At 71.3% G+C, this 13,118-nt stretch carries 7 protein-coding genes, 1 pseudogene and 1 riboswitch; of the genes and pseudogenes, 4 read left to right on the forward strand and 4 right to left on the reverse strand.

Annotation, left to right across the window (positions count from 1 at the left end):
- Window positions 1–445: 445 nt before the first annotated feature.
- Window positions 446–991, reverse strand: coding sequence for a cysteine hydrolase family protein (locus tag EJG53_RS37465; RefSeq protein ID WP_125048604.1), 546 nt, complete (start codon window positions 989–991; stop codon window positions 446–448).
- 1 nt (window position 992) lies between these two features.
- Window positions 993–2,471: an aminotransferase class I/II-fold pyridoxal phosphate-dependent enzyme gene (locus tag EJG53_RS37470; protein WP_125048605.1), complete on the reverse strand. Its 1,479-nt coding sequence runs from the start codon at window positions 2,469–2,471 to the stop codon at window positions 993–995.
- 633 nt (window positions 2,472–3,104) lie between these two features.
- Between EJG53_RS37470 and fdh the strand changes: the two are divergent.
- The 4 genes and pseudogenes from fdh (at window position 3,105) to EJG53_RS37490 (ending at window position 8,875) form a co-directional block, all read left to right on the forward strand.
- A pseudogene (gene fdh, locus EJG53_RS37475) lies at window positions 3,105–6,352 on the forward strand (formate dehydrogenase).
- Window positions 6,349–7,371, forward strand: a complete 1,023-nt coding sequence (locus EJG53_RS37480) for a 4Fe-4S dicluster domain-containing protein (RefSeq protein WP_371858771.1) — start codon at window positions 6,349–6,351, stop codon at window positions 7,369–7,371. The pseudogene fdh and the gene EJG53_RS37480 overlap by 4 nt, the downstream one beginning before the upstream one ends.
- A 32-nt stretch (window positions 7,372–7,403) precedes the next feature.
- On the forward strand, window positions 7,404–8,492 hold the full coding sequence (gene nrfD / locus EJG53_RS37485) for an NrfD/PsrC family molybdoenzyme membrane anchor subunit (protein ID WP_125049844.1): 1,089 nt from the start codon (window positions 7,404–7,406) through the stop codon (window positions 8,490–8,492).
- Window positions 8,489–8,875 (forward strand): hypothetical protein, encoded by a 387-nt coding sequence (locus tag EJG53_RS37490; protein WP_125048606.1) that lies wholly within the window; start codon window positions 8,489–8,491, stop codon window positions 8,873–8,875. Before nrfD ends, EJG53_RS37490 begins: the two co-directional genes overlap by 4 nt.
- A 426-nt stretch (window positions 8,876–9,301) precedes the next feature.
- On the opposite strand, the gene EJG53_RS37495 is transcribed toward EJG53_RS37490, so the two are convergent.
- Both EJG53_RS37495 and metE read right to left on the reverse strand, forming a co-directional pair.
- Window positions 9,302–9,856, reverse strand: coding sequence for a hypothetical protein (locus tag EJG53_RS37495; protein ID WP_125048607.1), 555 nt, complete (start codon window positions 9,854–9,856; stop codon window positions 9,302–9,304).
- Window positions 9,857–10,022: 166 nt separating this feature from the next.
- On the reverse strand, window positions 10,023–12,341 hold the full coding sequence (gene metE / locus EJG53_RS37500) for a 5-methyltetrahydropteroyltriglutamate--homocysteine S-methyltransferase (protein WP_125048608.1): 2,319 nt from the start codon (window positions 12,339–12,341) through the stop codon (window positions 10,023–10,025).
- A 166-nt stretch (window positions 12,342–12,507) separates the two neighbouring features.
- Window positions 12,508–12,741: riboswitch (cobalamin riboswitch) on the reverse strand.
- Window positions 12,742–13,118: the final 377 nt, after the last annotated feature.

The raw sequence follows: 13,118 nt of genomic DNA on the forward strand, positions 1-13,118 counted from the left end.
TCCTTGTCGAGTGTGAGGCCAGTGGGCTGAAGGGTCTGGGCAAGCATCATTCGCTCCCTCGAAGAGATGTCATCACCAAGGTCGGTGATGCCCCGATGCCACCTCCCAAAGTACTCCCAAATCGACATATCGACCATTGGTGGACAGAAAGCTTGTCGGGTGGTGGAGACGGCTGTGTGCGGGGGTAATTTCCGCGGGGCGGCGAGCGGGCTGTATGGGTCTGGGTGGAGCGGATCTGTACGGGCCCGTTGCGTGCCCCTCGCGTCGCGCATCGGTAGTACCGCCGCGCCGACGCGACGAAAGGGCCCGCCCTCACGTCCGAACTCCCCGACGCGCAACCGGGCTCGTGGTCGTCGCCGTGTTCATCAACTCCGGTGCGGGACGGGCCTTTTCGTACCCGCCGCACGCCGAGCGGTGACGGATCAGTGGCGACTCGCGTCCGGTGTCACCCGAACAGTCCCTCCGCCGAGGAGTCCGTCACGTCCGCGCCCATGTTGCGCTCCATCATCCGCAGCGCGGCGTCCGCCAGGTCGGCGTGGATGTGGGCCACCGCGTCGCGCGGGACCGTGACGTCCAGGTGACGGATGTGCGCGTCGAGGGCCGAGTACAGGACGCACTGTTCGGTCACCTGGCCGCAGAGCACTATCCGTCCGATGCCGTGCTGGCCGAGCAGGTACTCCAGCGGCGTCTCGTAGAAGATCGAGTGCCGGGCCTTGACCACGAACAGCGAGTCGTCGTCGGGGCGGAGGGGTTCCACCAGGTCGGAGTGCGGTCCGTCCAGCGCCGTACGGAGGAGTTCGTCGTGGTTCGAGCGCCACCGGCCGAAGTTGTCGTTGACGTAGATGACTTCGACGTCCGAGTCCTTCGCGCGGGCCCGGTCCAGGACGCGCAGCATGCCGGGCAGGGCGTCGCGCACCGACGGCAGCAGGCGCTCGGCGTCCTCGTGCTCATAGGTGTTGATCATGTCGATCACGACGAGTGCCGTCCGCATGTCAGCCGCTCCCTTCGACGAGCACCCGTACCGTCTTCAGCTCGGGATCGGCCGCGTCGGGTACGTTCATCCCGGCCCGCACCCCGCTCGTCAGATAGCGCACCACGGGCCCGTCGAGCCGTTCGCCGGGCAGCGCGGCCGGGATGCCCGGCGGGTAGGGGGTCAGCATCTCGGCCACGATGCGGCCCGCCGCCGCGTGCACCGGTACGTCCTCGACCTCGCCGAAGTAGGCGTCGCGCGGCAGGCACACCTGCTCCAGCCGCAGCTCGCCCGGCGTCGGCACCTCGACCTCCGGGGCCGGGCGCAGGTCCGCCGCGTGCCGCGACAGGTCGCGCAGGGCGTCGAGCAGTATCCCGGCGGTCGCGTCGTCGTCGGCGTGGGTGAGCTGGGCGCTGATCCGCCGGTGGTCGGCGAGGTGGGCGTCGACGGAACGGTGTTCGCGCAGCCAGTCGGCGGCGCGGTAGCCGGACGTGCCGAGGCCGCTCACGTCGATCACCACGGGCAGCGGGTCGAAGTCGTCGGCCAGCCCCGGGCCGCAGAAGTCGGCCCGGTCGTTGACGTGCAGCCCGTCGATCTCCTCGATGGCGGCCCGTACCCGCGCGGCCAGGTCCAGGGCCCGGCCCAGGAGGTCACGGCCCCGCAGGGCCATCTGCCGCCGCCAGCCGTCCAGGCCCGCGTACAGCAGCACCGAAGGGCTGGTCGTGCCGAAGAGGTCCGCCCGTGACTTCAGTACGGTCGGCTGGACCAGGTCGCCCCTAAGGTGGAACACCGAGCCCTGCTCCAGGCCGCTGCCCGTCTTGTGGATGCTCGTCACGCAGATGTCGGCGCCGGCGTCCATCGCCCAGGACGGCAGGTCCGGATGGAACGGCAGATGTGCCCCCCACGCCTCGTCCACCACCAGCGGGCGCCCCCGCCGGTGGCACACCTGCGCCAGCGCGTCCAGGTCCGCGCAGGCGCCGTACGGTGTCGGGCTGGTCACCAGCGCGCCGCGGGCGTCGGGGTGCTCCTCGAAGGCCCGCTCGAACGCCTCGACCGACGGCGGGTGGGCGAGCCGGCGCTCCTCGTCCCACTGCGGGTCCACCCAGATCGGCCGGACACCGGACAGGATCAGGCCCGACACCACCGACTTGTGCGCGTCCCGCCCGACCAGCAGCTTCTCGTGCGGGCCCGCGACGGACAGCATCGCCGCCTTGACGGACAGGGAGCTGCCGCAGGTCGAGAAGAACGTGTGCGAGGCGTGCACCGCGTCCGCCATGAGCGCTTCGGCGCGGTCCAGCACCTGGCCCGTGCCGAGGCGGTCGTCGAGGCCGCCGGAAGCGAGTAGGTCGCCGTGGAAGACGGCGTCGCCCAGGACCTCCCGTACCTCGGGGTCGGCGCCGCGGGCCTGCTTGTGGCCCGGTGGGGTGAAGGAGACCTCTCCGGCCTGTCGGTAGCGGGACAGCGCCTCCAGTACCGGTGCCTGTGTGTGATCGACAGCCATGCGGCAGGGGTTCCCCGGGGGGCGGGTCGCCAATCACGGGGCGCGCTTTGCGCGCGGGGGTCTGTTGACTGGTTCACGTTGCGTGTGGGGGGCGCTTCGCGCGGGTTGTGGGGGTTGACGTTCGGCTCGCATTGCGTGCGTTGTGGGGGCGGGGGCGCGCAGGGGGCCAACTCCTCGGCACCGTGGACCTCAACGTGACTTCATTCGGCAACGCAGAGGCCCGGCTGCCTGCGGGGATGGCCCCCTACACGCCCCCTCGGGCCGGTTTGGCGAGTCGAGGTCGGTGGAGGGAGAAGTTTTCGATGACACGGGGGGCGCCTCTCCTTGCGGTGAGGCTCACGGGGTGGTGGCGGAAGAGCGGTGCTCACCCGTACGGGGAGAGCGCGGCTCCGGCGTGTCCGCTGCGGCTTCCGCCCAGTCCTCTCCCGGGACCCGTCGATCTTTGCCGTTCCCTACGGGTTTTCCCTGGCCAGTGCGGGGAACCCGCCCTCGCGGCCGCCGGTTGGGCTCCGGTGGCGCGGGCCTGCCGCGTCGGGGGCCGCTTGCCGCCCCGCTCGCCGCGGGGGCTCCGGCGGGTGAGCCTTTGAGGAGGCGGCCGCCGTGGCAGACCGCTGACCCGCTGGAGGAGGAGCGATGGGCGTGCGCAAACGGGTTCGCGAGTGGCCCGTGTACCGGCAGCTTACCGGGGGCGACCCGCTGGGCCGGGGGCGCGCCGCGATGTCGCCGTACACGGAGCGGCTGCGCCCGCGCACGGACTCCGCCGATCGGATGGTGCGCTCCGTCTGCCCGTACTGTGCGGTCGGCTGCGGCCAGCAGGTGTACGTCAAGGACGAGAAGGTCGTCCAGATCGAGGGTGATCCGGACTCGCCGGTCAGCCGTGGCCGGCTGTGTCCCAAGGGTTCGGCGACGCTCCAGCTCACCACCGGGTCGTCCCGGCGTCACCAGGTGCTCTACCGGCGTCCGTACGGGACGGACTGGGAGCCGCTGGATCTGGAGACGGCCATGGACATGGTCGCCGACCGGGTCGTCGAGACGCGCCGCCGTACCTGGGAGTGGGAGTCCGACGAGGGGCTCCACACGGCGCGGACCCTGGGCATCGCCAGTCTGGGCGGCGCCACGCTGGACAACGAGGAGAACTACCTCATCAAGAAGCTGCTGACCGGCCTCGGCGTGGTTCAGGTGGAGAACCAGGCCCGGGTCTGCCACAGCTCCACCGTCGCGGGCCTCGGCACCTCCTTCGGGCGCGGTGGCGCGACCACGTTCATGCAGGATCTCCAGCACGCGGACTGCATCGTCATCCAGGGATCGAATTTCGCCGAGGCGCATCCCGTCGGCTTTCAGTGGGTGATGGAGGCCAAGGCGCGTGGCGCCCGTGTCATCCATGTCGATCCGCGGTACACGCGTACCAGTGCTCTGGCCGACTTGCATGTACCACTGCGGGCGGGCAGCGACATCGCCTTCCTCGGCGGAATCATCCATCACGTCCTGACGGAGGAGAAGGACTTCCGTGAGTACGTCCTGAACTACACCAACGCCGCCACTCTGGTCGGCGAGGACTTCCGGGACACCGAGGACCTGGACGGTGTCTTCTCCGGCCTGGGGGAGGACGGTTCGCATTACGACACCCTGACCTGGCAGTACGAGGGCGTCGACGTCCAGGCGCCGTCGGGTGAGGTGGACGAGCTGTACGAGGCCCGTGTGCAGGAGGCCGGTGGGGCGGAGCAGCACGGTTCCGGCGGGGCGCGGACCGGAGGGCAGCCGCCGCGGGACGAGACGCTCCAGCATCCGCGCTGCGTCTACCAGGTGCTGAAGCGCCACTACGCCCGCTACACCCCCGAGATGGTCGAGCGGATCTGCGGAGTGCCGCAGGAGACGTTCCTGCGGGTGTGCGAGGAGCTGACCGCCAACTCGGGCCGCGACCGCACCAGCGCCTTCGTCTACGCGGTCGGCTGGACCCAGCACTCGGTCGGCGCGCAGTACATCCGGGCCGCCAGCGTCCTGCAACTGCTCCTCGGCAACATCGGCCGCCCCGGCGGCGGCATCCAGGCCCTGCGCGGCCACGCCTCCATCCAGGGCTCCAGCGACATTCCCACCCTCTTCAACCTGCTGCCCGGCTACCTGCCGATGCCGCACGCCCACGCGCACGAGGACCTGGACACCTTCGTCCGGTCGAGCCGTACCGTGAAGGGCTTCTGGGGCAACATGCGGGCCTACTTCGTCAGCCTGCTCAAGGCGTACTACGGTGACGCGGCCACCGCCGACAACGACTACTGCTTCGGCCACCTGCCGCGCCTGACCGGCGCCCACTCCACGTACGAAACCGTCATGGCGCAGCTCGACGGCACCTGCAAGGGCTACTTCCTGATGGGGGAGAACCCCGCCGTCGGCTCCGCCAACACCCGCCTGCAACGCCTGGGCATGGCCAACTTGGAATGGCTGGTCGTCCGGGACTTCTCGCTCATCGAATCGGCGACCTGGTGGCAGGACGGCCCGGAGATCGAGACCGGCGAGCTGCGTACCGAGGACATCGGTACCGAGGTGTTCTTCTTCCCTGCCGCCGCGCACACCGAGAAGTCCGGCTCCTTCACCAACACCAACCGCTGGGTGCAGTGGCACCACACGGCCGTCGAGCCCGAGGGCGATGCCCGCAGCGACCTGTGGTTCATGTACCACCTCGGCCGGCGCATCAAGGCGAAGCTGGCCGCCTCCACCGACCCCATGGACCGGCCCGTACAGGACCTGACCTGGGACTATCCGGTGCAAGGGCCGTTGGAGGAGCCGGTTGCCGCGGCCGTCCTCGCCGAGATCAACGGGTTCGGCCCGGACGGTGGACCGCTGAGCGCGTACACGGAGCTGAAGGACGACGGCTCGACGAAGTGCGGCTGCTGGATCTACTGCGGCGTCTACGCGGACGGCGTCAACCAGGCGGCCCGCAAGAAGCCGCACACCGAACAGGACTGGGTGGCCGAGGAGTGGGCCTGGGCCTGGCCCGCCAACCGCCGCATCCTCTACAACCGCGCCTCGGCCGCCCCGGACGGCACCCCCTGGAGCGAACGCAAGGCGTACGTGTGGTGGGACGCGGAGGAGGGGAAGTGGACCGGGCACGACGTGCCGGACTTCATTCCCGACCGCGCGCCCGACTACGAGCCGCCGGACGACGCGACCGGGCCCGACGCCTTGCGCGGCGACGACCCGTTCATCATGCAGGCGGACGGCAAGGGCTGGCTGTACGTGCCGGCCGGCCTGGTGGACGGGCCGCTGCCCACCCACTACGAGCCGCAGGACTCCCCGTTCGGCAACGCCCTGTACCCGTCGACACCGCGCTCGCCGGTCCGCCGCCTGCACCCCACGAGGGCAACCGCTACCACCCCAGCGGCGACGAACCGGGCGCCGACGTCTACCCGTACATCGTCACCACCCACCGGCTCACCGAGCACTTCACCGCGGGCGGCATGAGCCGCTGGTCGCCCTACCTCGCCGAACTCCAGCCGGAGATGTTCTGCGAGATCTCCCCGCAGCTCGCCGCCGAACGCGGCCTGGAGCACCTGGGCTGGGCCACCATCATCACCGCGCGCAACGCCATCGAGGCGCGTGTCCTGGTCACCCGGCGGATCTCCGCCCTGACCGTGCAGGGCCGCACCGTCCACCAGATCGGGCTGCCCTTCCACTGGGGACCCAACGGCGTGGTCACCGGCGACGCCGCCAACGAACTGGTGGCCATCGCCCTCGACCCCAACGCCCACATCCAGGAGGACAAGGCGCTCACCGCCGACATCCGGCCGGGCCGCCGCCCCCGCGGGCCCGGCCTGCCGGAACTGGTCGCGGCCTACCGGCAGCGCGCCGGCATCGACGAGACCACCGGAACGGAGCCCCGCCCGTGACCGACCACCTGCTCGGCGACCACCTGCCCGGCGACCGCTTGCTCAGCGGTGTCGAACCGGACCCGGCCGGGGACGCCGGCCACTCCGGAGCACCGCCCCGTACCGGCTTCTTCACCGACACGTCCGTGTGCATCGGCTGCAAGGCGTGCGAGGTCGCCTGCAAGGAGTGGAACGCCCTGCCCGAGGACGGACTGTCCCTCTCGGGCATGAGTTACGACAACACGCTGGGGCTCGGGGCCTCTACGTGGCGGCATGTGGCCTTCATCGAGCAGGAGGTGCCGGCGCGTGACGGGGCGGAGGCGCCGGTGGGTGGCGGGCCGCCCACCGCTGAAGGGCGTACGCGACTGCCGCTGGCCGACACGGATGACGGGAGCGGTGGAGCTACCGGCGGCGGTACCGGTGGTGAGCTGCGCTGGCTGATGGCCTCCGACGTCTGCAAACACTGCACCCACGCCGCGTGCCTGGACGTCTGCCCCACCGGCTCGCTCTTCCGTACCGAGTTCGGCACGGTCGTCGTCCAGGAGGACATCTGCAACGGCTGCGGCTACTGCGTCCCCGCCTGCCCGTACGGCGTCATCGAGCAACGCCCCTCCGACGGCCGCGCCTTCAAGTGCACGATGTGCTACGACCGGCTCGGCGCCGGGCAGGAACCCGCCTGCGCCAAGGCGTGCCCGACCGAATCCATCCAGTACGGGCCGCTGGACGAACTCCGCGAACGGGCCGCGCTCCGCGTCGACCAACTGCACGCGGCAGGCGTCACCGACGCGCGGCTGTACGGGCACGAGCCGGACGACGGTGTCGGCGGGGACGGCGCGTTCTTCCTGCTCCTCGACGAACCCGAGGTCTACGGACTGCCGCCGGACCCCGTCGTCACCACCCGCGACCTGCCCGCCATGTGGAAACACGCGGGCGCCGCGGCGCTCTCGCTGGCGGGCGGTATCGCGCTGGCTTTCGCCGGGCCCGCGCTGAAGCAGTTCGGCCGTGCCGCCGGAGCCACCGGACGGAAGGGACGGCGATGAGGGAAGAGGGAGCGAAGACGGAAGAGGAAGCGATGAACGGCTCCGATGTCACGCGCGAGGGCTCCGAGGGCGGGCTGCCGGGCCGTGCCGCCGCGCCGGAGATGCTGCGTGGCGGGCCGGGCGCCGACGGGAGAGGGCGGCGCAAGGGCGGCAAGCGTGGTCGTGGCGGGCGCGGTGAGCAGCTCATGGCGCCTCCGGCCGACTTCCAGTCGTACTACGGCCGGCCGGTCATCAAGGCTCCGGCCTGGCGCGCCCGGGACATCGCCGGGTACTTCTTCCTCGGCGGTCTGGCCGGCGCCGGATCGGTACTGGCCGCCGGAGCCCACGCGACCGGCCGTACCACCACCGCCACCGCGATGAAGGTCTCCTCCCTGGTGGGGGTCTCCCTGTCCACCGCCGCACTCGTCAACGACCTCGGCAGGCCCGGCCGGTTCGCGAACATGCTCCGGGTGGTCAAGCCGACCTCTCCGATGAGCGTCGGCTCCTGGCTGCTGGCCGCGTACGGGCCCGCCGCGGGCGCCGCGGCCGCCTCGGCGGTCACCGGGAAGCTGCCCCGGGCGGGCGCCCTGGCGACCGGTACCGCGGCGCTCCTCGGACCGGCCGTCGCCACCTACACCGCGGTCCTCGCGGCGGACACCGCCGTCCCCGCGTGGCACGGCGCGCACCGCGAACTCCCGTACCTGTTCGCGGCATCGGCGACGGCCGCCGCCTCCGGGATGGCCCTCGTCGTCGGTCCCGTACGGGAGACAGGGCCCGCCCGGTGCGCCGCGGTACTGGCCGCGGTCGCCGACGAAGCGGTCACCAAGGCCGTCGAGCGGCGTCTCGGCATGGTCGCGGAGACCTGGCACCAGGGGCGGGCCGGCACACTGCTCCGCACGGCGCGGACCCTCACCGCGGCCGGAGCCGCCGTCGGCGCCGCCTTCGGAGGCCGGTCCCGCACGCTGGCCGCCGCGGGCGGGCTGGCCCTGCTCGCCGGTTCCGCGTGCACCCGCTTCGGGGTCTTCGCGGCCGGTATCGCCTCCGCCGAGGACCCGAAGTACACCGTCGTACCCCAACGGGCGGCCAAGGAAGCCCGCCGCACCACACCGACGCACAGCGCGGAGAGGACACAGCCCACATGACCCGCACACCCCACACCGACGAGCCGGCCCAGGTCGTGCTCAGTGCTCAGTCCTCGGCCGACGCCGAGGCCGTGTTCAGCACGCTGCGCAGTTGCTTCGACTCCGACCGCGCCGACGGCGACACCGCGCACGACCAGCCGCACCGGCCCGGTCACCCGGTCGTCTGGACCGAGACCTTCGAGACCTCGGAAGTCCGCGGCGACGTCCGGCCGAACGCGGACCTGTCCGCCGCCGTCACCGCCGACCTCCAGGGCAGCCACTTGGCGGTGGACCGGCTGCGGGACGTGCTGACGCGCGCGTTCTCCGTCCGTACGGAAGGCACGGTGTCGGGCGACCAGGAGGTCGAGCTCCAGATCGTCCTGGAGAGTACGGGGCAGAGCTGACCCTCTTCCGGCGAAGTATGTGTGCCGCGGGCGGGTGCGGAGCAGCCTCAGTTCTGCTCCGCGCCCGCCCACGGGCGACCGGGGCCCTCACCCCGGCGTCTGTGCGCCCCGTACCAGGTGCTCCGCATACGCGTCGGCGGTGAAGGACGCCGGCGGTTCGCGCGTCAGCGTCGTACGTTCGAGGAGCGCACGGGCTTCGGCGGCCGGGGCCCGGTATGCCGAGCACCTGGGCGGGGCGGGCCGGTTCGGTGGTGGGCATGGGCGTCTCCCGGATCAGCGTGCGGGGTGTCGTTCGTGTTCGTGTGAAGGGTGCGAACGTCACGTACGGAGACTCTGGCAGTGGCACTGAATGCCATCAAGCGTGGACGGATGCCAACTTCTGCCAATCTTCCCGCCAGCCCTTGCGAAGACTGCCAAGCAAGCCGTCTACGCGGCCCGCTCCCTCCGCCACGCCACCGCGTCGGCGGTCAGCGGTGCCTGGATGGTGTAGACATCGCCGACCCGCAGGTTGTCCGGCGTGCTGTATTCGCCGTGGCAGCCGATGACGGAGACGGCGACCTGGGAATCCGGCTGCCAGAACGTCCGGTAGTACGGCGCGTTCGCCGGATCCTCCGGAATCTCCAGCAGCGGAACACCGCGCCGCTCCAGCAGACGCCGCAGCTTCTCGAACCGCAGCCTGGGAGCAAAGCGCCCGTACCGGGCCCGTATCGCCTCGTCGACGACCTTGTGCTTGCGGTGGGCCAGCCTGTGCACTTGCAAGGTGAAGTGGTGTCCCGCCCAGGGGGAGCCGACGGAATCGCGATCCCAGAAGAATTCGGGCAGGGCATAGGAATATCCCAGGCTCTGCTCACCGAATCTGTTCTCGCCGAAGTCCGGCCCGAGCACCTCGGCGACGCGTTCGGGAGAATCCGTGTACCGCAGGCCGAGCACGGTGCCGGTGGTGACGACGTCCATGTAGAACGCCAGGGAATACGGGGTCAATTGCTGTTCCTCGGCAAGTCGCGTGAAGAGGAGCAGTTTACGGTCCTCGGCGGTCAGGCGCTGTCGGCCGGAGTCGTGCGCGCCTTGGAAGCCCCCGGAAATCGGCGGGAAAAACGGCCGGGAAGGCGCGCGGACGCACCTCCCGGCCGTCACCGGGTTCACCGGATCACGACACCGGCAACTCCCCGCGCACCGTCCGCGCCGCCGTGACCAGGTTCTTCAGCGAAGCCCGCGTCTCGGGCCAGCCCCGGGTCTTCAGACCGCAGTCGGGGTTGACCCACAGCCGCTCGGCCGGGATGGCGCCGAGGCCCTTGCGCAGCAGGCTCGCCGCCTCCTCGGCGCTCGGCACGCGGGGCGAGTGGATGTCGTACACGCCCGGCCCGGCCTCCCGCGGATAACCGTGTTCGGCCAGTTCACGGGCCACCTGCATGTGCGAGCGCGCGGCCTCCAGGCTGATCACGTCGGCGTCGAGATCGTCGATGGCCTGCACGATGTCACCGAATTCGGCGTAGCACATGTGGGTATGGATCTGTGTCCGGTCCCGCACACCACTGGTGGTGAGCCGGAACGCCTCGGTGGCCCAGGCGAGGTACGCGGGACGGCCGGCGGCGCGCAGCGGCAGCGTCTCGCGCAGCGCCGGTTCGTCGACCTGGATGACCGAGGTGCCGGCCGCCTCCAGGTCGCCCACCTCGTCGCGCAGGGCCAGCGCCACCTGCCGGGCGGTGTCGCCGAGCGGCTGGTCGTCCCGGACGAACGACCAGGCGAGCATGGTGACCGGGCCGGTCAGCATGCCCTTGACCGGACGGTCGGTGAGCGACTGCGCGTACCGCGTCCACCGCACCGTCATCGGCTCGGGCCGCGAGATGTCGCCCGCGAGGACCGGCGGACGGACGTACCGCGTGCCGTACGACTGGACCCAGCCGTGCTGCGTGGCGAGGTACCCCGTCAGTTGCTCGGCGAAGTACTGGACCATGTCGTTGCGTTCGGGCTCGCCGTGCACGAGGACGTCGATGCCCGCCTCCTCCTGGAAGGCGAGCACCTCACGGATCTCGTTCGCGATGCGCTCCTCGTACCCGGCGGTGTCGAGGCGCCCCGCCCGCAGGTCGGCGCGCGCGGTGCGCAGTTCGGCGGTCTGCGGGAAGGAACCGATGGTGGTCGTCGGGAGCAGCGGCAGGCCGAGGTGGGCCCGCTGGGCGGCGGTCCGTTCCCCGTACGGCGCGGAGCGGCGGCCGTCGGCGTCGGTGACGGCGGCGGTACGGGCCCGTACGGCGGGGTCGTGGGTGATCGCGGAACCGGCGCGGGACGCCAGGTCCGCGCGGTTGGCGGCCAGTTCGGCGGCGATCGCGTGGGTGCCGTGCGCGAGGCCGCGGGCGAGCGTGGCGATCTCGGCGGTCTTCTGCCGGGCGAACGCCAGCCAGCGCAGGACCTGCGGGTCGATGTCCCGCTCGGCGGTGGCGTCCAGCGGTACGTGCAGCAGGGAGCAGGAGGCGGCCACGTCGACCCGGCCGGCCAGGCCCAACAGCGTACCGAGCGTGGCCAGCGACTTCTCGTAGTCGTTGATCCAGATGTTGCGGCCGTTGACGACACCGGCGACCAGCCGCTTGCCGGGCAGCCCGCCGACGGCGGCGAGCGCGTCCAGGTTGCCCGCCGCGGCCTCGGTGAAGTCCAGTGCGAGACCGTCGACAGGCGCCTTGGCGAGCACCGGCAGCGCTTCGCCGAGCTGGTCGAAGTACGAGGCGACCAGCAGCTTCGGACGGTCGGTGAGCGCGCCGAGGACGCGGTAGGCGCGCTCGGTGGCGTTGAGGTCGGCCGGGGTGTGGTCCTGCACCAGGGCGGGCTCGTCGAGCTGTGCCCACTCGGCGCCGGCCGCACGCAGGTCCGCCAGCACTTCCGCGTAGACGGGCAGGAGCCGGTCGAGCAGGGTCAGCGGGTCGAAGTCGGCGGCGACACCGGGGGCCGGCTTGGCCAGCAGGAGGTAGGTGACCGGGCCGACGAGGACCGGGCGCGGCGTGTGGCCGAGCGCGAGCGCCTCCCGCACCTCGCCTACCTGTTTGGCGGAGTCGGTGGCGAAGACCGTGTCGGGACCCAACTCGGGAACCAGGTAGTGGTAGTTCGTGTCGAACCACTTGGTCATCTCCAGCGGCGCCACGTCCTGCGTGCCGCGCGCCATGGCGAAGTAGCCGTCCAGGGCGTCGGCGTCGACGGCGGCGCGGTGCCGTTCCGGGACGGCTCCGACCATGACGCTGGTGTCCAGCACATGGTCGTAGTACGAGAAGTCACCGGTCGGCACCTCGTGGATGCCGGCGTCGGCCAACTGCTGCCAGTTGGAGCGGCGCAGGTCGCGCGCGGTCTCCCGGAGGGCGTCCGCGGTGACGCGGCCCTTCCAGTACCCCTCGACGGCCTTCTTCAGTTCCCGGTGCTGTCCCTGGCGGGGGTAGCCGTACACGGTGGCCCGTGCTGCCGCGGCTGCGGGCTTCGCTGTCACGGAACTCTCCTTCGCGAGCGTGATCTTCTCCGAGCCCGGTGACCGGACGAGAACGCGAAGGAATGACGCGCCGGGCGAGCCACGGAGCGTCCGACGACACCCGTGCCCGCCTGCCATGACACGCCGACCCGCCCTCGAAGGTCACCGGAAGGTCCGCGCACGTACGGACGCGCGCGGGCAACGGGCAGGTCTTCGGACTCGCGGGCACGCCTGCCGGAACGTCACGTCGTCCGGCGGGCACCTACTGGCCGTCGCTTCCCGGATCCGCGGCCCGGATCCAGTGCGTATGACGGCGGTCGTTCCCGCTCACCGCTGCGGGGCAGTCCCGGATTCCCACCGGGTTCCCTCTTACGACGCGCCTGCCTGGCGGGCAGGGCGAACCAGTTGCACCGGACAGCGTAGATCGGCTGCGCCTGGTGCCGACACCCCTGTTCACATGGTGGTATGTGAGGTGAGACACGGGGGAGGGGTGGGCAGGGGTGGGAACGGGCGGGTGCGGCGGGGCCGAGGTTGAGGTTCCGTACGGTGCCCTGGATGCGTACGCCTCCCGGATGCGTACGGTGCCCCGGATGTGTCTGGATCGGTGCTCACCGGGCATGCCGGGGGTCTGAACAATGGAACATCTCTCGGTTGGGCCGTGCATCGGCGGGCCGTCCGCCGAGCTCTGGTGCTGTACGTCGGAAGCAGGAAGCACGGGTACGGACACCGGCATCGCACGCCGGGGCGGCACTGCCGTCCCAACCGGCCCTGGCTCCGGAGCCGAAGAAGGAGGACCCG

Origin of the sequence: Streptomyces chrestomyceticus JCM 4735, assembly GCF_003865135.1 — a bacterium.
Classification (GTDB): Bacteria; Actinomycetota; Actinomycetes; order Streptomycetales; family Streptomycetaceae; genus Streptomyces; species Streptomyces chrestomyceticus.